Origin of the sequence: Nocardioides sp. Soil796 (assembly GCF_001429525.1) — a bacterium.
Classification (GTDB): domain Bacteria; phylum Actinomycetota; class Actinomycetes; order Propionibacteriales; family Nocardioidaceae; genus Nocardioides.
In genome coordinates this window covers 178,127-203,671 of the sequence record NZ_LMSQ01000018.1, presented here as the reverse complement: position 1 = coordinate 203,671, position 25,545 = coordinate 178,127, and the positions used below count along the sequence as shown (strand labels likewise).

23 protein-coding genes are annotated in these 25,545 nt (G+C 69.3%); 13 read left to right on the top strand and 10 right to left on the bottom strand.

Annotation, left to right across the window (positions count from 1 at the left end; all coding sequences use genetic code 11):
- Window positions 1-130: 130 nt before the first annotated feature.
- Window positions 131-376, bottom strand: a complete 246-nt coding sequence (locus ASH02_RS12370) for a helix-turn-helix domain-containing protein (protein WP_056681534.1) — start codon at window positions 374-376, stop codon at window positions 131-133.
- Between the two features lie 100 nt (window positions 377-476).
- On the opposite strand from ASH02_RS12370, the gene ASH02_RS12365 reads away from it, so the two are divergent.
- Both ASH02_RS12365 and ASH02_RS12360 read left to right on the top strand, forming a co-directional pair.
- Window positions 477-1,130: a hypothetical protein gene (locus ASH02_RS12365; RefSeq protein ID WP_156388509.1), complete on the top strand. Its 654-nt coding sequence runs from the start codon at window positions 477-479 to the stop codon at window positions 1,128-1,130.
- Window positions 1,127-2,368 carry an AAA family ATPase gene (locus tag ASH02_RS12360; RefSeq protein WP_057294833.1) on the top strand — a complete coding sequence of 414 codons (1,242 nt, stop codon included), beginning with the start codon at window positions 1,127-1,129 and terminating at the stop codon, window positions 2,366-2,368. Before ASH02_RS12365 ends, ASH02_RS12360 begins: the two co-directional genes overlap by 4 nt.
- On the opposite strand, the gene ASH02_RS12355 is transcribed toward ASH02_RS12360, so the two are convergent.
- Together ASH02_RS12355 and ASH02_RS12350 are read right to left on the bottom strand one after the other, a co-directional pair.
- The gene (locus ASH02_RS12355; RefSeq protein WP_235539039.1) at window positions 2,358-3,674 is read right to left on the bottom strand and encodes a hypothetical protein; all 1,317 of its coding nucleotides are present in this window, start codon (window positions 3,672-3,674) and stop codon (window positions 2,358-2,360) included. The genes ASH02_RS12360 and ASH02_RS12355 overlap by 11 nt on opposite strands.
- Before the next feature lie 2 nt (window positions 3,675-3,676).
- Window positions 3,677-4,054, bottom strand: a complete 378-nt coding sequence (locus tag ASH02_RS12350; protein WP_056681530.1) for a hypothetical protein — start codon at window positions 4,052-4,054, stop codon at window positions 3,677-3,679.
- A 59-nt stretch (window positions 4,055-4,113) separates the two neighbouring features.
- On the opposite strand from ASH02_RS12350, the gene ASH02_RS12345 reads away from it, so the two are divergent.
- From ASH02_RS12345 to ASH02_RS12330, 4 genes are all read left to right on the top strand, one after another.
- Window positions 4,114-5,595, top strand: coding sequence for a WS/DGAT/MGAT family O-acyltransferase (locus ASH02_RS12345; RefSeq protein ID WP_321163485.1), 1,482 nt, complete (start codon window positions 4,114-4,116; stop codon window positions 5,593-5,595).
- Window positions 5,592-5,999, top strand: a complete 408-nt coding sequence (locus ASH02_RS12340; RefSeq protein WP_056681528.1) for a DUF6912 family protein — start codon at window positions 5,592-5,594, stop codon at window positions 5,997-5,999. The genes ASH02_RS12345 and ASH02_RS12340 overlap by 4 nt, the downstream gene beginning before the upstream one ends.
- A gap of 64 nt (window positions 6,000-6,063) precedes the next feature.
- A complete protein-coding gene (gene pruA / locus ASH02_RS12335; RefSeq protein WP_056681527.1) occupies window positions 6,064-7,701 on the top strand; it encodes an L-glutamate gamma-semialdehyde dehydrogenase in 1,638 nt (545 codons plus the stop codon).
- A gap of 46 nt (window positions 7,702-7,747) precedes the next feature.
- The gene (locus ASH02_RS12330) at window positions 7,748-7,942 is read left to right on the top strand and encodes a hypothetical protein (protein ID WP_056681526.1); all 195 of its coding nucleotides are present in this window, start codon (window positions 7,748-7,750) and stop codon (window positions 7,940-7,942) included.
- On the opposite strand, the gene ASH02_RS12325 is transcribed toward ASH02_RS12330, so the two are convergent.
- Both ASH02_RS12325 and ASH02_RS12320 read right to left on the bottom strand, forming a co-directional pair.
- Window positions 7,914-8,405, bottom strand: a complete 492-nt coding sequence (locus ASH02_RS12325) for a DUF2505 domain-containing protein (protein ID WP_056681525.1) — start codon at window positions 8,403-8,405, stop codon at window positions 7,914-7,916. The genes ASH02_RS12330 and ASH02_RS12325 overlap by 29 nt on opposite strands.
- Window positions 8,402-8,872 carry a DUF2505 domain-containing protein gene (locus tag ASH02_RS12320; RefSeq protein ID WP_056681524.1) on the bottom strand — a complete coding sequence of 157 codons (471 nt, stop codon included), beginning with the start codon at window positions 8,870-8,872 and terminating at the stop codon, window positions 8,402-8,404. The genes ASH02_RS12325 and ASH02_RS12320 overlap by 4 nt, the downstream gene beginning before the upstream one ends.
- Window positions 8,873-8,982: 110 nt before the next feature.
- Here ASH02_RS12320 and ASH02_RS12315 point away from each other — a divergent pair, with 110 nt between their 5' ends.
- From ASH02_RS12315 to ASH02_RS12295, 5 genes are all read left to right on the top strand, one after another.
- On the top strand, window positions 8,983-13,812 hold the full coding sequence (locus tag ASH02_RS12315; RefSeq protein ID WP_056681523.1) for an NAD-glutamate dehydrogenase: 4,830 nt from the start codon (window positions 8,983-8,985) through the stop codon (window positions 13,810-13,812).
- 108 nt (window positions 13,813-13,920) lie between these two features.
- On the top strand, window positions 13,921-15,321 hold the full coding sequence (gene phoA / locus ASH02_RS12310) for an alkaline phosphatase (protein WP_082563790.1): 1,401 nt from the start codon (window positions 13,921-13,923) through the stop codon (window positions 15,319-15,321).
- A gap of 86 nt (window positions 15,322-15,407) precedes the next feature.
- Complete coding sequence (locus ASH02_RS12305) at window positions 15,408-16,307, top strand: ABC transporter ATP-binding protein (RefSeq protein WP_082563789.1); 900 nt, start codon at window positions 15,408-15,410, stop codon at window positions 16,305-16,307.
- The gene (locus ASH02_RS12300) at window positions 16,304-17,365 is read left to right on the top strand and encodes an ABC transporter permease (RefSeq protein WP_056681520.1); all 1,062 of its coding nucleotides are present in this window, start codon (window positions 16,304-16,306) and stop codon (window positions 17,363-17,365) included. Before ASH02_RS12305 ends, ASH02_RS12300 begins: the two co-directional genes overlap by 4 nt.
- 9 nt (window positions 17,366-17,374) lie before the next feature.
- A complete protein-coding gene (locus ASH02_RS12295; protein WP_235532573.1) occupies window positions 17,375-18,256 on the top strand; it encodes an SDR family NAD(P)-dependent oxidoreductase in 882 nt (293 codons plus the stop codon).
- Here ASH02_RS12295 and ASH02_RS12290 read toward each other — a convergent pair.
- Together ASH02_RS12290 and ku are read right to left on the bottom strand one after the other, a co-directional pair.
- Window positions 18,231-18,875, bottom strand: coding sequence for a sensor histidine kinase (locus tag ASH02_RS12290; protein ID WP_162250956.1), 645 nt, complete (start codon window positions 18,873-18,875; stop codon window positions 18,231-18,233). The genes ASH02_RS12295 and ASH02_RS12290 overlap by 26 nt on opposite strands.
- 148 nt (window positions 18,876-19,023) lie before the next feature.
- Window positions 19,024-19,947, bottom strand: coding sequence for a non-homologous end joining protein Ku (ku, locus tag ASH02_RS12285; RefSeq protein WP_056681517.1), 924 nt, complete (start codon window positions 19,945-19,947; stop codon window positions 19,024-19,026).
- A gap of 27 nt (window positions 19,948-19,974) precedes the next feature.
- Here ku and ligD (ASH02_RS12280) point away from each other — a divergent pair, with 27 nt between their 5' ends.
- Together ligD (ASH02_RS12280) and ligD (ASH02_RS12275) are read left to right on the top strand one after the other, a co-directional pair.
- Window positions 19,975-20,904, top strand: a complete 930-nt coding sequence (ligD, locus tag ASH02_RS12280; protein ID WP_056681516.1) for a non-homologous end-joining DNA ligase — start codon at window positions 19,975-19,977, stop codon at window positions 20,902-20,904.
- Window positions 20,901-21,800, top strand: a complete 900-nt coding sequence (gene ligD, locus ASH02_RS12275) for a non-homologous end-joining DNA ligase (protein ID WP_056681515.1) — start codon at window positions 20,901-20,903, stop codon at window positions 21,798-21,800. Before ligD (ASH02_RS12280) ends, ligD (ASH02_RS12275) begins: the two co-directional genes overlap by 4 nt.
- 9 nt (window positions 21,801-21,809) lie before the next feature.
- Here the strand turns inward: ligD (ASH02_RS12275) and ASH02_RS12270 are convergent, their stop codons facing one another.
- The 3 genes from ASH02_RS12270 to ASH02_RS12260 form a co-directional block, all read right to left on the bottom strand.
- A complete protein-coding gene (locus ASH02_RS12270) occupies window positions 21,810-23,330 on the bottom strand; it encodes a sugar transferase (protein ID WP_082563787.1) in 1,521 nt (506 codons plus the stop codon).
- A gap of 144 nt (window positions 23,331-23,474) precedes the next feature.
- Window positions 23,475-24,158, bottom strand: coding sequence for a LuxR C-terminal-related transcriptional regulator (locus tag ASH02_RS12265; protein WP_056681513.1), 684 nt, complete (start codon window positions 24,156-24,158; stop codon window positions 23,475-23,477).
- Window positions 24,155-25,525, bottom strand: a complete 1,371-nt coding sequence (locus tag ASH02_RS12260; RefSeq protein ID WP_057294831.1) for a sensor histidine kinase — start codon at window positions 25,523-25,525, stop codon at window positions 24,155-24,157. Before ASH02_RS12260 ends, ASH02_RS12265 begins: the two co-directional genes overlap by 4 nt.
- Window positions 25,526-25,545: the final 20 nt, after the last annotated feature.

Genomic DNA, 25,545 nt, shown 5'->3' with positions numbered 1-25,545 from the left:
ACAACGACCCCCCGAAAACCCCTGGAACACAGGGGATGTGGAGAACTTTCCCGAAAAGTTTCGAGGGTTGGTTTCGAGACAGGCGCTGGCGCGCCTTCCTCAACCAACGAGGGCGGTGCGGGGCGAGCAGTCAGTCGGCGGGGACCTCTGACTCGGCCTCGGCGAAGGGGTGCTCCTCGACGAAGGTGCGGGCCTCGGCGTACATGCGCTGGATGTAGTCCTCCAACTGCTGGGCCTCCACCCTCCACTGGCCACGCCCACCGATCTTGATCGCCGGCAGATCGCCGCGCCGCACGAGGGCGTAGACCTGTGCGGCAGACGTGTTGAGCACCTCGGCCACGTCGGGCAGCGTGAGGAAGCGCGGTGTTGCGGGCATGGGGCCAACTCTGCCATCCCGGGCCGCGATTGGCGCGGACCGGGCCGATCCCTGTGGACAACGAGATGACGGATCGGCGCATCTCGCCCATGATGTCGGGGTGAGCACACATCTCGGGAAGACAGATGCTCCCCCTGCGGCGCGGGCCGCCACCTCCGGTTGGCGTGACCCGCGGCTGTGGATCGGGGTGGCCCTGGTGGCTGCCTCGGTGCTGATCGGCGCGCGGGTGTTGGGGGCGGCCGACGACACCATCGAGGTCTGGTCGGCACGCGCCGACCTGCCTCCCGGCGAGCAGGTCAGCGAGAACGACCTGGTCGTTCGACGCGTCCACTTCGACGGTGACGACGCCGACCTCTACCTGCGCAGCGACAAGGGGCTGCCCGACCAGAGCACCCTCACCCGGGGCGTCGGCGCGGGCGAACTGCTGCCGAAGGCGGCCCTGGGCGAGGCTGACGAGTTGCGCCAGGTGTCCCTGACGTTCACTGCGGCCAACGGAAACCTGCTCATCAAGCCAGGCGCTGTCCTGGACGTCTGGTCGTCACCACCCGACTCGGGTGACGCGGGTGCCGCGCTCAAGGGGACGACCAAGCTGCTCGACGACGTCGTGGTGATCAAGGCGCCAGCCGTCGACGAGTCCTTCGGCGTCGGGGGAACCCGGGAGATCCTGGTGGGGGTGCACGACCTGAGTGACACACAGCTCCAACGCGTATTCAGCGCCCTCAGCAACGGCCAGGTCTGGTTCGCCGAGCAGTGAGCACGGCGATGGATGGTGGCTCCTCCCGCACCTGTGTCCTGGTGCTGGCCGCCGGAGCGCCCTGGGAGTCGGCCGCGCTGCCGGCACTGTCCTCCCGGCCGGGGATCGTGGTGCTCAAGCGCTGCGTCGACGTCACCGACCTGATGGCCGCCGCGACCACCGGCGAGGCCGGTGTCGCGGTGCTGTCGCTCGACGTGCCGGGCCTGGACACCGCGGCGGTTGACCACCTGCGGCGCCACGGCATCGAGCCGGTGGCGGTGCTCGCCGACCCCGGCCGCGAGGACCTTCGTGACCGGCTCCACCGGCTGGGCATGACCTTCGCCATCGGCACCTCACAGATGGCGCACCTTCCCGACGCCGTGCTCGCGGCGGCCTCGGCCGATCGCCAGGAGTCCGTTCCGACACGGGCCGGTCCGTCGGTCGGGCCGGGCCGTGGCCGCACTGTGGTGGTGTGGGGTCCCACCGGAGCACCGGGCCGTACGACGATCGCCCTCGCCGTGGCCGGTGAGATGGCGCGTCGAGGAGCAGCTCCTCTCGTGCTCGACGTCGACCCGTGGGGCGGATCCGTGGGCCAGCACCTGGGCATGCTCGAAGAGGTGTCCGGCCTGCTCGCCTGCGCCCGGATGTCGACCTCGGGTGACCTGCCCGGCGCCTACGTGGGCCTGCAGCGCCGGGTCGCGGGCCTTCGAGTGGTGACCGGCCTGCCTCGCGCCGACCGGTGGGTCGAGGTGCGCACGGGTGTCGTCGAGCAGCTCATCGACCTGGGGCGACGCCAGGGCGAGGTCGTGGTCGACACCGGCTTCGCGCTCGAGGAGGACATCAACGCCGAGCTGGCCGGGCGCCCCGGTCGCAACACCATGACGCACGAGGCGATCGGGCTGGCCGACGACCTGGTGGTGGTGGGCAGTGCCGACCCGGTCGGCCTGTCACGCCTGGCACGTGGCCTGGTCGAGTTGCGTGAAGTGACCGGAGGCCGGCCCGTGCACGTCGTCGTCAACCGCATGCGGTCCTCGCTCGGATGGTCCGAGGCAGACGTCGCGGGCATGCTCGGCGGGTTCGCCGAGCTGGCCGGGCTCCACTTCCTGCCTGACGACCGCGCGACGACCGACCGCGCCCTGCTGGCCGGGCGAACCCTCGGCGAGCTGGGGGAGAGCACCCTGTCGCGCGCGGTGTCCGGACTGGTCGACGGACTGCGCCCCGGCACCGGCCGGGTCAGCAAGCGCCGGCTCAGGAGCTGAAGAGCAGCGCCAGTCCGCCGATGGTGAACCCGACCATCACGACGAGCATCGAGAGCTGTCCGGTGAGCTGGTGTCGCTTCGGCAGCAGCCGTACGGCCCGGTCGTGCGCGGCGACCACGGCCACCACGTGGCCGACGATCACGCCGAGCACCTTGGTCACGGCCAGGAACGTGGGGTGGTAGCTGAGCCAGTAGTTGATCGCCCGGTCACCGGTGCCGAGCACGTTCGACCCGTTGCTCAGCGGGTCGCTGAGCAGGATCACGGTCTGCTGGCCGTACTCCACCAGGTAGGTCAGGTAGTGGGCCACCACGTAGCCGACCACGATCGGGATCAGCGAGTGCGCGAACTCCCCGGGCAGCTCCGTACGCCGGAAGCCGGCGTGGATTCCGGTGAGCATCGTGGCGGCGGCGAACAGAACTCCGACCACCAGGATGAAGCCGACCAGCCCGCCGAGGTTGACCAGGTTGCCGTTGAGGTCGGTGGTCTGTGACCAGATCATCCAGCGGTTCGAGCCCTTGAAGGAGTCGAAGGCGGTGCTGCCGAGGAGCACGGACCCGACCGCGAGGAGACCAGGTCGGACGGGCATCAGGTCGAGGTTGGCCAACGGGCTGCGCATCACGAGCCGGCCCTCGTGGCGCCCCCACACGGAGAGGTGGCCGACCAGGGTGGAGAAGACCTCGAACGGGTCGGCGCGCTCGTAGAACCGGTTGCCGAACAGCGCGCCGCCGATGAGCATCACGCCGACGTAGATCGCACACCACAGGCGCAGCGGGCCGAGCTCGGAGTTGAACGGGTAGACCAGCTCGAACCAGACGAACGCGAAGAGCCCGAGTGCGGCAGGCCAGTAGCCGAGCCGGTCGGGGAAGCGGAAGAGCCCGACGTCGGGGTCGGAACCGGAGACCTTGGCCAGGGCCCAGTTGATCGACCGGACCGGGCTGATCGCCTTGTAGAACGGGCCGAACGCCAACGACATGGGCACGATGCCGACCCAGAGCAGGACGAAGAACACCCCGAAGATCGGGTTGATCGCGAGGTCCTTGCCGAACACGCCCGCGACGGCGACGTACAGGAAGAAGGAGAAGCCCCAGAGCCGGGCCACGAGCTTGAACCACGTGCTGTCCACGATCGTGGCCAGCAGCGGCGGCGCCGGCTTCGGCTGCTCGCCGATGTTGAAACGGGGAGCGCGCCAGGCGAGGGCGAGGACGGTGAACGAGATCGCCAGGGCAGCGCAGGCTCCGGCGATGGCGTACTCGGCGGGGATCGGGAGATCCTTCGCGCCGCCCACGCCGTGGGCGAAGAACTGCACGGTCAGCGAACCTCGAGCTCGACGATGGTCTTCTCGAGCGCGTGCGACTCGACCGCGAAGATGCCCGGCTTGTCGAAGCTCACGTCATGCGTGGACGTGCCCGCGTCGTACGCGATCTCCTGCTCGGGCTTGGAGTGGATGTGGATCTCGCCGGCCTCGTCGGCGTCGATCACGAACTCCACCTTCTGGTTCAGCGAGACGTCGTAGCGCTTGCCGTTCGGCTCGACCGTGTCGCCCTTGATCGTGACGTTGATGACAGAGGCGTCCTTGGTGCTGGTGCCGCCCTTGTCGCCCGACTCCTCGGAACTGCACGCGGAGACCGCGGTGAGGCTGATCAGGACGGCGGCGGCCCCGGCGGCCAACCTTCGACGACGGTGCACTGCGACTCCTCCAGACGATGGACGTGGCCCCGGTCGGGCAGGTCCTCTGCAAGAATCCCATGCAGGACAAATTGCTTGGAACAGGGGTGAGTGGAATGACCGAGCGTCTACGGTCCAGGGACTTGGCGTTCCTGGACACCGAATCGGCGTCCACGCCCATGCACAACGCCACCCTCGAGATCTTCGAGCCGGGGGAGTCGGGCTTCGACTACCAGACCCTGGTCGACCTGATCGGGGAGCGCATCGCGTTCGTGCCGCGCTACCGCCAACGCATCCAGCAGGTGCCGGGACGCTTCGCCAACCCGGCGTGGATCGACGACGCGCGCTTCGACCTCGGCTTCCACGTGCGCCGTTCGGGCCTGCCCCGACCCGGCACGATCGAGCAGCTGCGTGAGCTGGTCTCGCGGATCATGAGTCGCCAGCTCGACATGAGCCGGCCCCTGTGGGAGGTCTACTTCATCGAGGGCCTGGCCGACGGCAAGGTGGCAGTGCTCTCCAAGTCGCACCAGATCCTGGTCGACGGCGTCGAGACCGTCGACCTCGGCCAGGTGCTGCTCGACACCAAGGCCGAGCCGAAGTCCCTGGAGCCCGACGACTGGGCGCCCCGCCGTGCGCCGTCCCCCATGGGACTGACCACGGACGCCGTCCTCGACAACCTGCGCTCGCCGGCCGTGCTGATGTCCACCACCCTGAGCACGGTCGACGCCGCGACCCGGCGCATCGCCGAGGCACGCCAGCGCACCCGCACGGTCGTCAATGCGCTGGCCAACCGAAGGCCCGCCCCCGAATCGCCGATCTCGGCCGAGCTCTCCGAGCAGCGCCGCTTCGTCACCGTCTCCACCGACCTGGAGGACTACCGCCGGATCCGCAAGGCACACGGCGGCTCGGTCAACGACGTCATCCTGGCCACCGTGACCGGCGCCCTGCGCAGTTGGCTGATGGCCCGCGGGACCTCGTCGTCGGCGATGCGGTCGCTGCGCGCGATGGTCCCCATGTCGGTGATCGACGACGAGCTCGAGGCCACCTCGCTGGGCACCCAGATCACCGGTCACCTCGTCACCCTGCCGATCGGCGAGGCCAGTCCGGTGATCCGCCTGCACCAGGTCTCCTACGCGTTCAAGAGCCACCGCGAGACCGGTCGCGCCGTCGCCGCCAACCGGCTGGCCGGCATCGCCGGGTTCGCCCCGACCACGTTCCACGCACTCGGCTCCCGGGTCGCGGCACTCCAGCAACGCAAGGGGTTCCACCTCACGATCACCAACGTGCCCGGGCCGCAGTTCCCGCTCTACGCGGCGGGTGCCCGCATGGTCGAGACCTATCCGGTGCAACCGTTGCTGCCCGGCCAGGCGCTCGCCATCGGTGTCACGTCGTACGACGGACGCGTCCACTACGGCATCACCGCCGACCGTGACGCCCTGCCCGACGTGGCGGTCCTCGGTCAGTGCGTCAAGGAGGCCCTCGACGAGCTGCTCGACTCGGCCAGCGACGACCGTCCGCGCGCGCCCCGGGGCCGCCGTCGTACGACGGAGCGCAAGCTGTGAGCACCCGGGTCTACCTGCCGTTGACCGCCGAGCGGCTGGCCGCGTTGGTCGCCGACGCGCGTCTCCCCGGGCCGCTCGACGCGCACGCGGTCACCGAGGGGCTGCGCGACTCGTGGCCGGACGGCGACGACGAGGGGTGGGAGTACGCCGCACTCTCCGCGGCCGCCGACGAGTCGTGGTCCCTGCGTGGTGTAGGTGCCCGTCGCATCGTCGTGGCCGCCGACGTGGGCTCCGTGGAGTCCCGCGAGATGGAGGGCGAGCCGACCGCGGTGCGCGTGACGGGTGACCTGACGTGGAAGCACGTCGCGGCCGCCCACGTCGACGTCGACGACCAGACCGACGCCACGGTGGAGGGCTCCGAGCTGGCCTGGTTCGCGACGCAGGAGATCGCCGACCTGGCCTGAGCCCGGAAGCAGGCTGAGCGGGGAGGCATTTGAGAGCAACCTCACTCTCTGACACGATCGCGCCATGGACGCAATCACCTTTCCCCCGGCTCCCACCAACGAGCCGAACCTGACCTACGCACCGGGCAGCCCCGAACGGGCCGAGCTGGTGGCGGAGATCGACAAGCTCCAGCGCAAGCAGCACACCCTCCGTGCGGTCATCGGTGGGCGCCGGAAGTCCGGCGGCGGCGCGGAGATCAAGGTCGTGCAGCCGCATGACCACCAGCACGTGCTCGGCACGCTGAAGAGCGCGACCGGCAAGGACGCCGACGCGGCGATCAAGGCCGCGGCCAAGGCGGCCCCCGACTGGCGGGCGATGCCGTTCGACGAGAAGTGCGCGATCATGCTGAAGGCGGCTGACCTGTTGGCCGGGCCGTGGCGCCAGCGGATCAACGCGGCCACCATGCTGGGGCAGGGGAAGACCGCGTTCCAGGCCGAGATCGACGCGGCGTGCGAGCTGATCGACTTCTGGCGGTTCAACGTCCACTACGCCAAGCAGATCCTCACCGACCAGCCGATCGCGAACAGCCCCGGCATCTGGAACCGCACCGACCACCGCCCGCTCGAGGGCTTCGTCTACGCGATCACGCCGTTCAACTTCACCGCGATCGCCGGCAACCTGCCCACCGCTCCGGCGTTGATGGGCAACACGGTCATCTGGAAGCCGTCGACCACCCAGCAGCTCGCCGCGTCACTGACGATGGAGCTGCTCGAGGAGGCCGGCATGCCGCCGGGCGTGATCAACATGCTGCCGGGCCACGGTGCCGACGTCTCCGACGTGGCGCTCAAGCACCCCGACCTGGCCGGCATCCACTTCACCGGCTCGACCGCGGTCTTCCAGCACCTGTGGAGCACGGTCGGTGCCAACATCGCGGGCTACCGCTCCTACCCACGCATCGTGGGGGAGACCGGTGGCAAGGACTTCATCATCGCCCACCCCTCGGCCGATCCCGACGTCACGCGGGTCGCGATGATCCGTGGTGCCTTCGAGTACCAGGGCCAGAAGTGCTCGGCCGCGTCGCGGGCCTACGTCGCGAAGTCGGTGTGGGACAAGATCAAGGACCAGCTGGTCGCCGACGTCGAGGCGCTGCCGATGGGCGACGTGCGCGACTTCTCCAACTTCATGGGCGCCGTGATCGACGACCGGGCCTTCGCCAAGCACAAGGCGGCGATCACCCGGGCCAAGCGCACCAAGCACCTGACCGTCGTCGCCGGTGGCACCTACGACGACTCGGTGGGCTACTTCGTCCGGCCGACCGTGGTCACCTCCACCGACCCGACCGACCAGATGTTCACCACCGAGTACTTCGGCCCGATCCTGGCCGTGCACGTCTACGACGACCAGGACTTCGAGAAGGTCGTGCTGCAGGCCGAGTCGGCCTCGCCGTACGCCCTGACCGGCGCGATCATCAGCCAGGACCGGGCGGCGATCGCGTGGGCCCGCAAGGTGCTGCGCTTCGCGGCCGGCAACTTCTACATCAACGACAAGCCGACGGGTGCGGTCGTCGGGCAGCAGCCGTTCGGCGGTGCCCGCGCCTCGGGCACCAACGACAAGGCCGGGGCACCGAGCAACCTCATGCGCTGGACCTCGCCGCGCTCGATCAAGGAGACCTTCGTGCCGCCGAAGGACTTCCGCTACCCGCACATGGACACCGACGCCTGACCCTGCAGAGGAAGCATGACGGCCCCGGTGGGACACTGGGGCCGTCATGACTTCACTGATCACTGCCCTGCACATGGGCCAGTTGCACGCCTACGAGCAGTGGCTCGTGGTGGCCGTGGCGTTCGGACCGTTCCTGGTCCTGGCAGCCGTCGTGTACGTCGTACGACGCCGCGACATCGCAGCAGAGCCGCCCGGTGATGAAGGCGACGAGGTCAGCTCCACTCGCCCGCGAGCCACTTGACGCCCACCTTGTTCTCGGCCTTGAAGCCCTTGGCCAGCAACCCGACGATGAGGTCCTCGACCTTGCCGCCGACCAGCGGGATCTTCACCTGTACGGCGAGGTCCAGGGTCTCGACGACGTCGTCCCCGCGCTGTTCGATGCGGGCGGTGCCCTTCATGTCCCCGGGCTTGCCGGGAATCGTGACCTCGACGTCGGCAGCGGTGTCGGAGGTCCACTTCTCGACCTGCACGATCGGGATCTCGTCGCCGACGAACTTCTTGGCGAACGACGGCACCCGGTCGGTGCCGTGCACGATCTCGACCTCGATCTTCTTCGCGGGCACCTCACCCGACACGGTGACGGTCCTGCGGACGACGCCCTGGTAGTCGGCGACCGCCTCGCGGAAGGCCGGGTCGGAGACCATGGCGACCACCTGTTCGACGGTCGCCCCGGGGTAGGTCAGTTCGTGCGTGAGCTTCTTCATCGGTTTCCTTCCAGCCAGGCGACACCGACACCGTGCTCGGTGTTCCAGCCGTCCTTGAGCTTGTCGGCAATGAGCTTCTCGATCTTGCCACCGATCAACGGGATCCTGGCCGTGGCCTCGCCGTCGAAGGTGTCGAGGGTGGCGTCGCCGTCCGCGACCAGGCGGCGGGTGCCGGTGATGCTGCCGGGCTTCCCGGGGATGGTGACCGAGAACTCGGCGGTCGTGCCCTGCGACCACTGCTCGGCCTGGATGGCGTGACTGGTCTCGCCGGCGAACTTCCTGGCGAACGACGGGATGTCGGTGTTGGGCTGGACCATGTCGATGTTGACCGACTCGCCCTCGACCGTGACGTCGAGCGAGATGACCTCCTGGGCCTGCGACGCCCTCTCGCGGAAGGCGGGGTCGGTGAGCATCGCGTATACCTCGCCGACCGGGGCGTCGTACCTGACGGAGTGCTGGATCTTCATGCCGCACATCATGGCCGAATTCGCGGTCGACGCCTAACGTTTCGATGACGTTCCCGCCGCGTCGGGGGCTGGTGTTGTCGCCGTCACACTCCCGGCCCTAGTGTCGAGTTGTGTCGAACACCCTCGATGACAACAAGTCCACGCTGATCGCCAAGGCCACCGATCTGGCCACGCATCGCAAGGGCACCGGCGGACCCCCGCTCGAGCTCGTTCCAGCGATGCTGAAGGCCTACTACCGCCACGTCGCGCCCGAGGACGTGTGCGACCGCAGTGAGGTCGACCTCTACGGAGCCCTGGCCAGCCACTGGCGGCTGGCCCAGAACCGACCGCAGGGTACGGCCAACGTGCGTGTGTTCACCCCGACGGTGCAGGAGCACGGCTGGTCGGCCAACGCGCACTCGGTCGTCGAGGTGGTCACCGACGACATGCCGTTCCTGGTCGACTCGGTGACCATGGCTCTGGCCGAGCAGCAGCGCAACCTGCACGTGATCGTGCACCCGCACTTCGACGTGGTGCGCTCGATCACCGGTGACCTCCAGGACACCGCCGTCGCCCAGGACGGCGTCGCCGCGTCCGAGGGCGACCAGTCGGTCCGTGAGTCGTGGATGCACGTCGAGATCGACCGCATCCCCGAGGGCGACGACGTCGCCGAGATCGAGGCCGCCCTGCACAAGGTGCTGCGCGACGTCCGCGAGGCCGTCGAGGACTGGCAGCGCATGCACGACAAGATCCGGGAGATCGTCGAGGACCTCTCCACGGACCCGCCGCCCCTGCCTGAGGACGAGCTCCAGCAGGGTCGAGACCTGCTGACCTGGCTCGCCGACGACCACTTCACCTTCCTGGGCTACCGCGAGTACCGCCTCGACGTCGTCAACGGCGAAGACGTGCTGCGCGCCGTGCCCGGCACCGGCTACGGCATCCTGCGCTCCGACCCCGACCTGACCACGTCGACCGCGAAGCTGCCGGCCCTGGTCAAGGCGAAGGCTCGCGAGAAGGTGCTGCTGGTGCTGGCCAAGGCCAACTCCCGCGCCACCGTGCACCGCGACGCCTATCTCGACTACGTCGGCGTCAAGGTCTTCGACGAGGCCGGCGAGGTGGTCGGCGAACGACGCTTCCTCGGGCTCTTCTCCAGTGCCGCCTACACCGAGTCGCTGACCCGCATCCCGCTGCTGCGCGAGAAGGCCAGCCAGGTGATGAGCCGGGTCGGCTTCGAGCCGCACAGCCACGCCGGCAAGGCGTTGATGGACACCCTCGAGAACTACCCCCGCGACGAGCTGTTCCAGACCCCGGTCGACCAGCTCAGCGAGATCGCGGAAGCCGTCATGTACACCCGCGAACGGCGCCAGCTGCGGCTGTTCATCCGCCGCGACACCTACGGCCGCTACCTCTCGTGCCTGGTCTACCTGCCCCGCGACCGCTACAACACGACCGTCCGTGAGCGGATCGCCGCGATCCTGCGCGACCGGCTCGGCGGCGACTCCGTCGAGTTCACGGTCCGGGTCAGCGAGTCCAACATGGCCCGGGTCCACTTCGTCGTACGCCCTCCGAAGGACGGGTTCGTCGACGACGTCGACGCCGCCGAGCTCGAGCGGCAGCTGGTCGAGGCGGCCCGGTCTTGGCAGGACGACTTCACCAGCGCCGTGGTCAGCGAGTACGGCGAGGAGACCGGCGCGCGACTCAGCCGCTCCTACGTCGAGTCGTTCCCCGAGGCCTACAAGGAGGACTTCGCGCCCCGCACCGGTGCCGTCGACCTCGGTCGGCTCGAGGCCCTGACGGGTGACGAGGGGATCGACCTCTCGCTCTACGTACCGGTCGACGCCGACCGTGGTGAGGCCCGGCTGAAGATCTACCGGATCGGCTCGCCCCTGTCGTTGAGCCAGATCCTGCCGATGCTGAGCTCCATGGGCGTCGAGGTGGTCGACGAGCGGCCCTACGAGCTCGAGATGCTGCGGCGGCCCTCGCACATCTACGAGTTCGGCCTCTCCTACCACCGCGACCTGCCGCCGAACGCCCGCGAGCTCTTCCAGGACGCGATCCGCGCCGTCTGGGAGGGCCGCAACGAGATCGACGGCTTCAACGCCCTGGTGCTGGCCGCCGAGCTGACCTGGCGCCAGGCCACCGTGTTGCGTGCGTTCGCGAAGTACATGCGCCAGGGCGGTACGCCGTTCGCGCAGGACTACATCGAGGACGCGCTGCGCAACAACGTCGACATCACCCGGCTGCTGGTGCAGCTGTTCGAGGCCCGGTTTGACCCGGCCTCCGACACCGACGCCGACGCGATCTGCAAGCGCATCGACCGGGCCCTCGACGACGTGGCCAGCCTCGACCAGGACCGCATCCTCCGGTCCTACCGCACGATCATCGACGCCACCCTGCGCACGAACTACTTCCAGGAGGGCGGCAGCAAGCCCTACATCTCCTTCAAGCTCGAGCCGTCGGCGATCCCCGACCTGCCCGAGCCGCGGCCCAAGTACGAGATCTTCGTCTACTCGCCGCGGGTCGAGGGCGTGCACCTGAGGTTCGGCGCGGTCGCCCGCGGCGGCCTGCGCTGGTCCGACCGACGCGACGACTTCCGCACCGAGGTGCTCGGCCTGGTCAAGGCGCAGATGGTGAAGAACACCGTCATCGTCCCGGTCGGCTCGAAGGGCGGCTTCTTCTGCAAGCAGCTCCCCGACATGTCCGACCGGGAGGCCTGGCTGGCCGAGGGCATCACCTGCTACAAGACCTTCATCTCGGGAATGCTCGACATCACCGACAACCTGGTCAACGGGGAGACCGTGCCTCCCGTCGACGTGGTCCGCCACGACGGTGACGACTCCTACCTCGTGGTCGCGGCCGACAAGGGCACCGCGTCGTTCTCCGACATCGCCAACGGAGTCGCGGCCGACTACGGCTTCTGGCTCGGCGACGCGTTCGCCTCCGGCGGCTCGGTGGGCTACGACCACAAGGGCATGGGCATCACCGCCCGCGGCGCCTGGGTGTCGGTGCAGCGCCACTTCCGTGAGATGGGTGTCGACTGCCAGTCCGAGGACTTCACCGCGGTCGGCGTCGGTGACATGTCCGGCGACGTCTTCGGCAACGGCATGCTGTGCTCCGAGCACACCCGACTGGTGGCCGCGTTCGACCACCGCGACATCTTCCTCGACCCGACGCCAGACGCCGCGACGTCGTACGTCGAACGCCGTCGGCTCTTCGACCTGCCGCGCTCGTCGTGGCAGGACTACGACAGGCCGCTGATCTCCGAGGGTGGCGGCGTCTTCCCCCGCTCGCTGAAGTCGATCCCGCTGACGCCCCAGGTGTGCGAGGCGCTCGACATCGACGCCGCCATCACGTCGATGGCCCCGAGCGACCTGATGAAGGCGATCCTCAAGGCGCCCGTCGACCTGCTCTGGAACGGCGGCATCGGCACCTACGTCAAGTCCGCCGACGAGACCCACGCCGACGCGGGCGACAAGGCCAACGACACCATCCGCATCAACGGCGAGGAGCTGCGGGTGCGTTGTGTCGGCGAGGGCGGCAACCTGGGCCTGACCCAGCTCGGCCGCATCGAGTACGCCGAGAACGGTGGACGCATCAACACCGACTTCATCGACAACTCGGCCGGTGTCGACACCTCCGACCACGAGGTCAACATCAAGATCCTGCTCGACGGTGTGGTGCGCGACGGCGACCTCACCCTCAAGCAACGCAACGAGCTGCTGGCCACGATGACCGACGAGGTCGCCGATCTGGTGCTGCGCGACAACTACGAGCAGAACCTCGCACTGGCCAACGCGGTGGCGCACTCCGGACCGTTGCTGCACGTCCACGAGGACTGGATGAAGGATCTCGAGCGCCGGGGCGTGCTCAACCGCGACCTCGAGGCACTGCCGACCTCGCGCCAGGTGCGTCGCCGCCTCGACCGCGGTGAGGGCCTGCGACTGCCCGAGCTGTGCGTGCTGATGGCGTGGACCAAGATCGTGCTGGCCGACGAGCTGCTCGCCTCCGACCTGCCCGACGACCCCTACCTGCGGGCCGACCTGTTCGCCTACTTCCCCAAGAAGATGCGCCAGGGCTACCGCAACCAGATGGAGACCCACCCGCTGCGCCGCGAGATCATCGTGACCCAGGTGGTCAACGACCTGGTCAACGGTGCGGGCATCACGTTCTGGCCCCGGCTGGCCGGTGAGACCGGGGCCTCGGCCGCCGAGCTGACCCGCGCCAACTTCGTGGCCCGCGAGATCTTCGGGTCCCTGGCGCTGCGAGACGAGATCGCGTCCTACGACAACCGGATTCCGGCCGACGTCCAGACCCGCATGCGCATCGAGATGCGCACCCTGGTCGAGCGGGCCTCACGCTGGTTGGTCAACAACCGCCGGCCACCCATCGACAGTGAGGCGACCGTCGACTTCTTCTCGGTGACCGTGCAGAAGGTGATGGCCGAGCTGCCGACACTGATGTCGGGGGGCCTGCTGGCGGCGTTCGAGGAGCGCAAGGGCGGGCTCGTCGAACGTGGCGTCCCGGAGGACCTCGCCGAACGCGTCGCGGTGCTTCCGCCGGCCTACATGGCCCTGGGCATCGTCGAGACCGCCGTCGCCATCGACGTCGACCCCTTCGAGGTGGCCCGCGTGCACTTCGCACTGGGGGAGCGGCTCGGACTGCCGTTGCTGGTCGGACGCATCCTCGGGCTGCCGCGGGCCGATCGTTGGCAGACCATGGCGCGGGCTGCGCTGCGCGACGACCTGTACGCCGTGCACGCCCAGCTGACCGCACAGGTGCTCACCTCGACCTCGACCGACGACTCGGCAGCGGCACGCATCGCCGACTGGGAGGACGAGGACGAGGTGGTCATCACCCGTGCGGTCGCGACCCTGCAGGAGATCTGCTCCGACGACGACGCCGACCTGGCCCGCATGTCGGTGGGGCTGCGGCTGGTGCGCGGGTTGCTCGCGACCTCCTGAGTCTTCACCTCGTGGTTGCCGTCGGTACGCCGAGTGGTCGGTCGTCTCCGGTTGCGTGACAGGGGCGCGACATCTGCTGCGCCCCTGACACCTCGGAGGTAACCCACGATGCGACTGCCCTCACGGCGTCTCATGATTCCGCTCGCGATCGGTGCCCTCGCACTCGGTGCGAGCGCGACCTACGCTGACGGCACCGACCTCAGCCAGCACGGCGCCGCCCAGCGCAACACGGGCGACAAGGCCGCCGCGTTGAAGGCGGAGGTCAAGAAGAAGGCCAAGGCAAAGAACGTCATCCTGCTCATCGGTGACGGCATGGGGGACTCGGAGATCACCGTCGCCCGCAACTACGCAGAAGGCGCCGCCGGGCAGTTCGCGGGCATCGACGCCCTCCCCGTCACGGGCAGCTACACGACCTACTCCCTGCAGAAGGGCACGACCAGGATCGACTACGTGCCCGACTCCGCCGCGACCGGCAGCGCGTGGGCCACCGGCACGAAGACGTACGACGGCGCGATCTCCGTCGACACCTACGGCAAGGACCAGGAGACCATCCTGGAGTGGGCCAAGGACCAGGGCCTGAAGACCGGCAACGTCAGCACCGCCGAGCTCCAGGACGCGACGCCGGCCGTGCTGGCCTCCCACGTCACCGGGCGCAAGTGCTACGACCCGGCCTCGACGCTGGCCCAGTGCCCCACGAACGCCAAGGAGAACGGAGGCAAGGGGTCGATCACCGAGCAGCTCATCGAGACCCGGGCCGACGTCACCCTCGGTGGCGGCAAGACCTCGTTCACCAAGCAGGCCACGGTCGGCGAGTACGCCGGCAAGACGCTGCTCGCCCAGGCCCAGGAGCGCGGCTACCAGGTGGTCGAGGACGCCGACGCCCTCGAGGGTGTCCGCGCCGCCGACCAGGAGAAGCCGGTGCTCGGACTGTTCGCCGACGGCAACATGCCGGTCCGCTACAAGGGCCCGATCGCGGCACACGGCGGCACCGGCGCTCCGGTCGAGTGCACCGACAACCCCGACCGCCCGGCCACCCAGCCGAACCTCGCGCAGATGACCGAGAAGGCGATCGACCTGCTGGACAACAGGAACGGCTTCTTCCTCCAGGTCGAGGGCGCGAGCATCGACAAGGAGGACCACGGTGCCAACGCGTGTGGCCAGATCGGTGAGACCGTCGACCTCGACGAGGCCGTGCAGAAGGCCCTCGAGTTCGCGAAGGCCGACGGCAACACCCTGGTCATCGTCACCGCCGACCACGCGCACACCAGCCAGATCATCGAGGCCAATGCCGTCACGCCCGGCCTGACCGCGAACCTGGTCACCGCGGACGGCCAGCCGATGACGATCAACTACGCCACCTCCGACACTCCTGGATCGATGTCCCACACCGGTGCGCAGCTGCGGATCGCGGCGTACGGCCCGGGCTCGGCGAACGTGTCCGGCCTGACCGACCAGACCGACACCTACTTCACCATCCGCCACGCACTCGAGGGCAAGCGTCGGCACTGATTGGCACCAGCGTCTCGCGCACGGCGGGCCCGACACGGTCATTGGAGGATGCAATGACAGTTTCGGGCCCGCTAGCGTCAGGCCGCATGGCAGCTATCGAGGTCACTGACCTGACGATGGTCTACGGGGACCTGAAGGCCGTGGACGGGGTGAGCTTCGAGGTGGCCGAGGGCGAGTTCTTCGGCATCCTCGGGCCGAACGGGGCGGGCAAGACGACGACCCTCGAGATGATGGAGGGCCTGCGCAAGCCGCACTCGGGGTCGGTCCGGTTGCTGGGGGCGAGCCCCTGGCCGCGCAACTCCGCGCTGCTGCCGCGGATCGGCGTACAACTTCAGGCGTCCGCGTTCTTCGAGCGGCTGACCGCCCGCGAGCAGCTGCACACCTTCGCCGCGATGTACGACGTCTCGACGGCACAGGCCGACGACTGGCTCGAGCGGGTCGGGCTCACCGACAAGGCCGACACCCGCACCGAGAACCTCTCCGGCGGCCAGGCACAACGGCTCTCGATCGCCTGCGCGCTGGTGCACGAGCCCGACGTGGTGTTCCTCGACGAGCCGACCGCATCGCTCGACCCGCAGGCCCGCCGCAACCTCTGGGACCTGCTCGCCGGGCTCAACGAGTCGGGTCGCACCGTCGTGCTGACCACGCACTACATGGACGAGGCCGAGGTGCTCTGCGACCGGGTCGGGATCATGGACCGCGGCCGGATCCTCGAGCTCGACACCCCGGCCGAGCTGATCCGCGGCCTGGACGCACCGGTGCGGATCAGCGTCGCCGCCCACCTGCTCGCGCACGATGCGGCCCGGGCTCTGCCCGGGGTGGACCACGTCGACGGAGACCAGTCGTCGGTGGTGCTCACGACCCAGCAACCGTCGGCCGTGCTGACGGCGCTGGCCGGGCAGGACGCCCTCGAGGGACTGCAGGTGCGCGGTGCCACCCTGGAGGACGTCTTCCTGGACCTCACCGGGCGGGAGTATCGAGCATGAACGCCTTCAAGGCCCTCTCGATCGCGATCGCCAAGGGATTCTTCCGCGACAAGGCGTCGGTGTTCTTCGCGATCATCTTCCCGCTGATGTTCCTGGTGCTCTTCGGGGGCATCTTCAACGACGAGGACACCCCGAAGGCGGAGTTGCTCCAGATCGGTGACGTCTCGCTGATCGACGACCTGCCGGCCGACGCCCGCAAGGCCTTCGACGACTCGTTCGACGTGAAGAAGGTCGACGACCGGGGCGACGCGCTCGACGAGGTGCGCAAGGGCGACGCCGACGCCGCGGTCGAGATGAGGGGCGACGAGCTGATCGCCCACTACACGCAGACCGACCAGGTGCGGGCCGCGACGACGGCGGGCACCCTGAGCGCCTTCGTGGACGCCGCGAACGTCCGGGCCAGCGGCCAGGAGCCGAAGTTCTCCTTCCGGGCGGAGGCGGTCGAGGACGACTCGCTGACCACGATCCAGTTCGTCACGCCCGGGCTCCTCGGGTGGGCGATCGCGATGAGCGCGGCGTTCGGCGCCGCGGCGACCCTGCAGGGCTGGCGGCAGAGCAAGCTGCTGCGTCGGCTCCAGCTCGCGCCGGTGAGGACCGGGTCGATCGTGGGCGCCCGCATCTTCGTGACGGTGGCGGTCGCCCTGGTGCAGATGGCGATCTTCCTCGGACTGGGTGCGGGCGCGTTCGGCCTGAAGCTGACCGGCAACTGGTGGCTCGCGATCCCGCTGATCATCTGCGGAACCCTGTGCTTCATGGCGCTCGGCCTGCTGGCCGGTGCGTTGGCCAAGACCACGGAGGGCGCGGTCAACCTGGCCAACTTCTTCGTGATGCCGATGGCCTTCCTGAGTGGGTCGTTCTTCCCACTGGACGGCGCGCCCGGCTGGTTGCAGTTCCTCTCGAAGCTGCTGCCCCTGCGACATCTCAACGACGGCATGCTCGACGTGATGGTGCGCGGCGAGGGCCTGGCTGCGGCGCTGCCGGTGGCCGGCATCCTGCTCGCCTTCACCGCGGTGATCGGGCTGGTGGCCGTGAAGCTGTTCCGCTGGGAGACGGTCTAGCCTGCACTGGTGAACTTGCTGTTGCAGACCCCGGGCGCCCTGCTGCGCCGCCACGTCCTACGACGGCGCAGCGCCACCGACAGCCCGCTGCGCGACCACACCGTCCTGATCACCGGTGCGTCGTCCGGCATCGGGGAGGCGACGGCGTACGCCGTGGCGCGGTGCGGAGCCCACGTGGTCCTGGTGGCCCGGCGGGCCGACGAGCTGCGGCGCGTGGTCGATGCGATCGCCGCCGAGGGTGGCCGGGCGACCGCCCACGCGGTCGACCTCACTGACGGCGACGCCGTCGACGCGCTCATCGCGTCCCTGCTCGCGGAGCACGGCGCGATCGACTACCTGGTCAACAACGCCGGCCGGTCGATCCGTCGGTCGCTGGCCCTGTCCTACGACCGCATGCACGACTTCGAACGCACCATGGCGATCAACTACTTCGGCCCGGTCCGGCTGATCCTCGGCCTGCTGCCCGCCATGCGCGAGCAGCAGTTCGGCCACGTGGTGAACATCGTGACGTGGGGAGTGCAGGTCAAGGCCCCGAAGTTCGCGGCGTACATCGCCTCCAAGACCGCCCTCGACACGTTCTCCCGCATCGCCGGCCGCGAGGCGTGGGACGACAACGTGACGTTCACCAACATCCGCATGGCGCTGGTGCGGACGCCCATGGTGGCGCCCACCGAGGCGTACGCCGACGCCCGCTCCGAGTCACCGGAGCAGGCCGCCGCCAAGGTCGTGCGGGCGCTCGAGGACCGCCCGCTGACCGTCAACACCCTGGCGGGCGCCGTGTCAGAGGTGATGAACCTTGTCGCGCCACGGCTGATGGACCTTGCCTTCGCCCGCTTCGACCAGAGGTTCCCGGACTCGCAGGCGGCTACGGCCGGTGCGCGGCGAGGGTGACCACGAAGCACGCGCCCACCGGAGTGTCGGCCAGTTCGAGGGTGCCGCCCTGCGCCGTCATGCGCTCGCGCGCCAGGTAGAGGCCCAGGCCCTGGCCGTCGGAGTTGTCGCTGCGTACGCCGCGTCGGAAGACGTCGGCGCGGATCTCCGGGGCAACTCCGGGCCCGTCGTCGGAGACCGCGATCGTGATGACGTCGCCCACCTCCTCGACGGCGACAGTGATCGGCGCACCCTTGCCGTGCCTCACCGCGTTGGTCAGGAGGATGTTGACCGCCTCCGACAGGCCGTCGGTGTCCCCGATCGCCCGGAGATCGCTGGCCTGCCACTCGACGGTGTGGCCGAGGAGGCGCCGGACCGTGACCAGCGGCAGCAGCAGCTCGTCGAGGTCGAGCACGCACACGGAGCCGTCCCGCGCGTCGGAGAGCAACCTGTCGAGGCGACCCAGCTCGGAGCTGAGCATCGTCTCCAGGGTGCGCGCCTGGTCCTCACCCAGGTCGCCCCCGTGCGTCAGGAGCAGGCGTGCGGCCGCATTGACCCCCGCGATCGTGCCGCCCATCTCATGAATCGTCTCTTCGTATTCCCGGACCCGCGCCTCGGCCAGCCTCAGCCGTGCCTGCATGGTCTGGGAAACACCCCCACAGGTGTTCATTCCCCATGTCCTTATCCCCGTAGCGCCGTGCCGGACAGCACGACACGTCGACACTAACCATGGGCGAGGGGGCTGACCAGCGTTCGGTCGAACACTGGGGTAGGCGGGGCGACGAGGCTCAGCTGGCCTTCTTCTTGGGCGCCGACTTCTTCGCCGGGGACTTCTTCGTGGCGGTCTTCTTGGCCGTGGACTTCTTTGCTGCCGCCTTCTTGGCGGGTGCCTTCGCGGCCGGGGCGGACTTCTTCGCGGGAGCGTCGTCAGCGTCCTCCCCACGGGCCTCCTTGGCCGCTGCCACCGACTTCTGCAGCGCGGCCAGCAGGTCGACCACCTCGCCGGAGGACTTGGTGGCGGTGGGCGTGCGCTGGATCTCCCCGCCCTCGATCTTGCTCTTCACCAGGGACTCGACGGCGCCGGCGTAGTCGTCCTCGAACTCCGAGGGGTCGAAGTCGCCGGCCAGGGTCTCGACCAGCATCTCGGCCATCTTGACCTCGCTGTCCTTGACCTCGCCGGAGTCGATCGTGAAGTCGGGCGTGCGGATCTCGTCGGGCCACATCATGGTCTGCAGGACGATCACGTCGTCACGGACGCGGAGCACGGCGACCGACGTACGCTGCCGCAGGGCCACGGTGACCACGGCCATCCGGTCGGCCTCGAGAAGGGCCTGGCGCAGCAACGCGTAGGGCTTCGCCCCGGTCTTCTCCGGTTCGAGGTAGTAGGACTTCTCGAACAGCATCGGGTCGATCTGGTTGCTCGGCACGAACTTCTCGACCGAGATCTCACGCGACGACGTCGACGGCAGCTCGGCCATGTCGTCGTCGGTGAGGATCACCATCTCGCCGTCCTCGGTCTCGTAGCCCTTGGCGATGTCGGCGTAGGCCACCTCCTCACCGTCGATGGCGCAGACGCGTTGGTACTTGATGCGTCCGCCGTCCTTGGCATGAACCTGACGGAACGACACGTCGTGGCTCTCGGTGGCGGAGTACAACTTCACGGGTACGGACACGAGGCCGAACGACACCGCACCCTTCCAGATCGCGCGCATGCCACCAGTATTGCAAGGATGTGGGACATGCGACCGATGTTGGCCACCCGAGGTCTCCACGTCCCGACCGGGGACGCCTGGGTGCACGAGGTGAAATGGGACGGAATGCGGGTCCTCGCGGACGTCTCCGGGGAGGGCGTGCGCCTGACCAGTCGCGCGGAGAACGACGTGACCGCGAGCTACCCCGAGCTGCTCGGCATGGCCGGCCGCGACCTGCTCCTGGACGGCGAGGTGATCGCCCTCGAGGACGGTCGTCCCAGCTTCGGGGCCCTGGCCGAGCGCATGCACGTGCGCGACGCGCGGCGTGCGGCACGGTTGGCGACCACCCGGCCGGTGACCTTCCTGGCCTTCGACATCGTGCGCCTCGACGGCCGCGACCTCTCGCGGGAACCGCTCTCCGAGCGCCGCGAGATCCTGGTGTCGCTCGGGTTCGCGGGGGAGTCGTGGCACGTGCCCGAGGTGTACGACGACGGCGCCATGCTGCTCGAGGCGACCAGGGCCCAGGGCCTCGAGGGTGTGGTCAGCAAGCGGCTGTCCTCGCGCTACGAGTTCGGCGTGCGCAGCCCGCACTGGCTGAAGTTCCCACATCGCCTGCGCACGTCGTGGGTGATCTGCGGGTGGCGCCACGAGACGGGTTCGCAGCAGCGGCTCGGTGCGATCCTCGTGGGCGAGCCGACGGCCGAGGGTCTCGTGTTCCGGGGCCGTGTGGGCAGCGGCATCGCCGGCAAGGTGGGGCCGATGCTCAAGGAGCTGCTCGAGCCCCTGGCCGCCGACCGCAGCCCGTTCGTCGACGAGATCCCGCGTGTCGACGCGGCCGGCACGCACTGGGTCGAGCCCCGCGTCGTGGTCGACGTCGAGTCGCTCGGCCTCGGGACCCAGGGACGGTTGCGCCAGCCGTCGTACATCGGAGTGCGGGCCGACCTCGGCCCCGACGACCTGCTCGGGGGTGGGCAATGACGGAGATCAGGGCCGAGGTGGACGGCCGCACCCTGCGGATCAGCAACCTCGACAAGGTGATGTACCCGACAACCGGCACGACCAAGGGCGAGGTGCTCAACTACTACGCCCAGGTCGCCCCGGTGCTGCTGCCGCACCTCGCCGACCGTGCGGTCACCAGGATCAGATGGCCGCACGGCGTGCAGGGGAACTCGTTCTTCGAGAAGAACGCGCCGGCGGGTGCGCCGAGCTGGCTGCGCACTGCGAAGGTGCCGACCACGGGGTCGCGCGGCTCCTCGCGCAACGGCGACGAGCTGGTCTTCCCGGTCGTCGACGGGCTGGCCGCCCTGACCTACCTGGTCAACCTGGCCAGCCTCGAGCTGCACGTGCACCAGTGGACGGTGACCCGCACCGGCCGCCCTCGCAACCCCGACCGCCTGGTCATCGACCTCGACCCCGGCGAGCCCGCCGGACTGGCCGAGTGCTGCGAGATCGCCCTGCTGGTGCGGGAGAAGCTCGCCGAACGCGATCTCGAGGCGCTGCCGGTCACCAGCGGCAGCAAGGGGCTGCACCTCTACGCGGCACTGCCCGGAGACCTCGACCCCGAGGGCACCACCGGCCTGGCGAAGGAGATCGGGGAGGAGCTGCAGGCAGAGCAGCCGAAGCTCGTGACCGCGGTGATGACCAAGTCGCGCCGCTCGGGCAAGGTGTTCCTCGACTGGTCGCAGAACGCGGGCTCCAAGACCACCATCTCGCCGTACTCCCTGCGCGGAAAGGAGAAGCCGTACGTCGCGACTCCGCGCACGTGGGAGGAGATCGAGGCAGGGGCGGGGGACCCTTTGGGTGTGGAGCAGTGCCGGTTCGAGGAGGTCCTCGAGCGAGTCTCCGAGCTCGGCGACCTGTTCAGCACTCAATGAGCGCCGGCGTCAGTACGCGCCCTGGTGGGACACGACGGCCCGCGCCGTGCGCAGCACGATCGACAGGTCGAGCCCGAGCGACCAGTTGTCGACGTAGCGCAGGTCCAGGCGCACGGCCTCGTCCCACGGCAGGTCCGAGCGTCCCGACACCTGCCAGAGCCCGGTCACCCCGGGCTTGACGGCCAGGCGCCGTCGGACGTCGTCGCCGTACTTCTCGACTTCGGCGGGCAGCGGGGGGCGGGGACCGACCAGGGCCATGTCGCCCAGGACCACGTTGAACAGCTGGGGCAGCTCGTCGAGCGAGTAGCGGCGCAGGAACCCGCCGATGCGGGTGATCCGTGGGTCGTTGCGCACCTTGAACAGCACGCCGTCCGCCTCGTTGATCCCTGCGAGCTCGCCACACTGCTGCTCGGCCCGGTCACACATGGTGCGCAGCTTGAACATCGTGAACGGCGCGTCGTTGCGCCCGACGCGGGTCTGGCGGAAGATCGCCGGTCCTCGGGACTCGATGCGGACGGCGAGCATCAGCGCGAGGAGCACGGGCGCGAGGAGCAGCAGGACCAGGGCGGCGGCACTGCGCTCCCACAGCTCCTTGAGGATCCGGCGCCATCCGCGCAGCTCGGCCTCGCGCACGTGCATCATCGGCAGGGTGCCGACCGCGGTGACAGTCGTGCGTCCCTCGGCCACGTCGGTGAGCCCCGGAGCGACGAACAGCTGCGTGTGCGTGGTGGCCAGGTCCCACCCCAGCCGACGCAGGACCGGGGGAGTGAAGTGCTTGCAGGGCAACACGATCACGGCGTCGGCGCGGGCCTCGCGGATCCGGTCGGCGATGGCGCCGACGGGGGTTCCGCGTCCGTGCGTGCAGGTGTCCACCACTTCGAAGCCGTGGTTGCGGGAACGGCCCAGCTCGGTCGCCATCTCGGCGACCTGGTGCCGGTGGCCGGCGAGCACGACGCGATGGGTGAGGCCATGTCCGTGCTCGCGGCGCCACCCCTGTACTCCCGCCCAGCTGACGCGTTGCAGGACGGCGGTTCCGGTGGTGACGGCAACGAGGGTGAGCAGGTGCCCGGGTCGGGTCGGCAGGTCGACCATCCACGAGATCGCGGCCCCGGTCACGACCAGGGCCAGTGCGGCCCGGGCGACCCGGCGGAGGTCCTCGATGCCGGGCAGCACGAGGCGCGACTCGTAGCCGCGCATCACCGCGACGAGGAGGACCCACAGCAGGGGCAGCGCCAGCACCACGGCGAGCGGTCCGGGGACCACCGCGGTGGCCACCAGTGCACCGACCGCGTCACCGATCACGAAGCCGGCCCGGCGGCTGATGCCCGAACGGCGAGTGGGAGTTGCCAGAACCTGCGTCGAGGCGACCATGTCCACTCGCGGCACGAGAGCCGGTTCGGTCCTGGGCAGGGGCACGGTGGGTGGTCGCGGCGGGGCCGGCCTGGAGAGAGAGGGCGCCGCGGTCGGTAGGGCGGTGAGGCGCTGGGCGGTCCGGACCGAAGGGTTGGTCAGGGCGTTGGCACTGCTCATCGTTTGCGACCCCACATCACGTTGCCGATGGAAATGGCGAGCCGTCCGCGGTGGACGGACGGCCCAGATCCAGCATGCTGGCGAGGCAGTCGCCGCGGCATCACCAACGTTGGTGAATCGCGTTGTGGGGAACGCGATTCGCGATCAGCCGACGGCCGGCTGCCAACCGACGTGGTGGGCCAGGCCGACCGCGGCGAGCTGCGAGGAGACCTCGAGCTTGGACAGGATCGACTTCACCTGGGTGCGCACGGTCGCCTCGGAGACCACACTGATGCGGGCGATCTCGCGCACGGCGCGTCCGTCCATCAGGTGTCCGAGGACCTGGCTCTCCCGGTGGGTCAGGTGCTCGAGGCGGGTCCGCATGACCTGGACCTCCTGGCGCTGCTTGTGCCAGTGGCCCAGCAACTCCTCGCGTTCGTCGCGGCTGATCACCGGCAGGCCCTCGTTGAGCCGGCGGATCGTGGCCAGGATGTCGTTGAGCGGTGAGCTCTTCGCGAGCACCTGCCGTGCCCCGTAGCGCAGGCACTCGCCCCAGCGACCGCGGTCGATGCTTGCGGTCACCACGACGACGTTGACGCCGGCCTTGGTCAGCGGCTCGATCAGCCGCACCCCGTTGCCGTACGAGCCGAGGTCGAGGTCCAGCAGGACGACGCGCGGGTGCGCACGCATGATGGCTGGGAGCAACGTGCTCACCGACCGGCCTCCCTCGGAGAGGATGATCCGGCGTACGTCGTGACCCTCCATGTCGAGGGCGATCTCGAGGGACTCGGCGAACAGCGAATGGTCCTCGACCACTGCGACTCGGGTCCCGGTTCTGGTGATGATCAAGAGTCTTCTCCTCGGAAGTGGGGCAGGGTGACCACGAAGGAGGCACCCCGCGCGCCGTCGTTGTGTCGAAGTTGCAGGTTGCCGCCCTGCTGTTCCGCGAGGCGGCGTGCGAGGTAGAGCCCGAGTCCACTACCTGGCGACGTCCTGCTGCGTACGCCTCGCTGGAACAAGGAGTCGCGCATGGCCGCCGGAATACCAGGTCCGGCGTCCGAGACCCGGAGCTCGACCACGTCATCGCGGCGTCCGACGGTCAGGGTGACCGCCGATCCGGGCGCGTGGCGAAGTGAGTTGTGCAGGAGGATGTGGACGATCTCGCTGATGTCGTCCTGCCGCCCACGGACGTGATGACCCGTCGCCTCCCAGCGGATCTCGTGCCCGGCGACCCTCTGGGTGGCCACCAGTGGGGTGATCACCTGGTCGAGAGAGACCGCACTGGTCTCCAGGGGACCGGGGTTGCTCAGCAGGCGCTGGAGGCGGGCCACCTCCGAGGCGAGGCCGAGCTCGAGCCGGTGCCTGCTGGACGGGCTCAGCCGGTCGTCGCTGCCCAGCAGGATCTGCGAGGCGGTGCTGATGTCGGCGACCGTCGACCGGAGCTCGTGGAACAGCTCCTCCTGGTGCCGCTGGTCCTCGGACACGACCGGCTGGGCAGGACCCTGCTCGGCCAGCGCGCGGAGGAGGATCGTGGCGGTCGTGAGTGCCAACAGGACCGACAGCCCCATGAGTACGACGACCGCGGTCCACGACCTCAGGGTGCCTCCGGTGGTGCCGACCGACCCGAGCAACAGGGACGTGACGACGGCAGCCTCGATCACCACGAGGCTGCGCGTGGAAATCTCCGGCCTCGGCCTCCTCGACCGGTGCCACGCCCCCAGGACGACCACCAGGCCGGCTCCGAGAATGACAGCGGCGACCGCCGCGGCAGGCTGGGGCAGGGCCACCAAGGGCTCGTCCACGAGCCAGGTGTAGAGCAGGCGCCCGGCGAGCAGGACGAGTCCCGCAGTGATGCCCAGTCCGAGTGGGTGCAGGCGCTCGGGCAGCTCCGCGCCACGAGTGGCCAGGACGAGGCCTGCGATCACCGGCGTGGCCAACAGTGCGCCCATCAGGTCACCCGTGCTGCCCGAGCGCTCCGCGACGTTGGTCATGTCGACGATCGCGAACGCCACACCGCTGAGGAACAGGGTGACCAGCACGGACGAGAGCCAGCCGCTGGTCGGGTCGCCGGTCATGCGCCAGCGGGAGTACAGCAGGAAGGCGCCGGCGGCCAGCACCAGATGGAAGTCGAGGGTTGCGACCGCCCCCGCGGTCAACAGTCGAGGCTGGCCCTCGGTGACCAGCGCAACCGCCAGGATCGGGGGCAACGCCAGCAACAGGGCAGTCGTGATCGACC

What these genes read in the sequence shown, in the direction of transcription:
- ASH02_RS12320 (WP_056681524.1), bottom strand. Translation starts at nt 8,872, where the DNA reads ATGAAGATCCAGCACTCCGTCAGGTACGACGCCCCGGTCGGCGAGGTA.
- ASH02_RS12345 (WP_321163485.1), top strand. Translation starts at nt 4,114, where the DNA reads ATGCAGGACAAATTGCTTGGAACAGGGGTGAGTGGAATGACCGAGCGT.
- ASH02_RS12300 (WP_056681520.1), top strand. Translation starts at nt 16,304, where the DNA reads ATGAACGCCTTCAAGGCCCTCTCGATCGCGATCGCCAAGGGATTCTTC.
- ASH02_RS12290 (WP_162250956.1), bottom strand. Translation starts at nt 18,875, where the DNA reads ATGCAGGCACGGCTGAGGCTGGCCGAGGCGCGGGTCCGGGAATACGAA.
- ASH02_RS12325 (WP_056681525.1), bottom strand. Translation starts at nt 8,405, where the DNA reads ATGAAGAAGCTCACGCACGAACTGACCTACCCCGGGGCGACCGTCGAA.
- ASH02_RS12370 (WP_056681534.1), bottom strand. Translation starts at nt 376, where the DNA reads ATGCCCGCAACACCGCGCTTCCTCACGCTGCCCGACGTGGCCGAGGTG.
- ligD (WP_056681515.1), top strand. Translation starts at nt 20,901, where the DNA reads ATGACGGAGATCAGGGCCGAGGTGGACGGCCGCACCCTGCGGATCAGC.
- ligD (WP_056681516.1), top strand. Translation starts at nt 19,975, where the DNA reads ATGCGACCGATGTTGGCCACCCGAGGTCTCCACGTCCCGACCGGGGAC.
- ASH02_RS12270 (WP_082563787.1), bottom strand. Translation starts at nt 23,330, where the DNA reads ATGAGCAGTGCCAACGCCCTGACCAACCCTTCGGTCCGGACCGCCCAG.
- ASH02_RS12305 (WP_082563789.1), top strand. Translation starts at nt 15,408, where the DNA reads ATGGCAGCTATCGAGGTCACTGACCTGACGATGGTCTACGGGGACCTG.
- ASH02_RS12330 (WP_056681526.1), top strand. Translation starts at nt 7,748, where the DNA reads ATGACTTCACTGATCACTGCCCTGCACATGGGCCAGTTGCACGCCTAC.
- ku (WP_056681517.1), bottom strand. Translation starts at nt 19,947, where the DNA reads ATGCGCGCGATCTGGAAGGGTGCGGTGTCGTTCGGCCTCGTGTCCGTA.
- phoA (WP_082563790.1), top strand. Translation starts at nt 13,921, where the DNA reads ATGCGACTGCCCTCACGGCGTCTCATGATTCCGCTCGCGATCGGTGCC.
- pruA (WP_056681527.1), top strand. Translation starts at nt 6,064, where the DNA reads ATGGACGCAATCACCTTTCCCCCGGCTCCCACCAACGAGCCGAACCTG.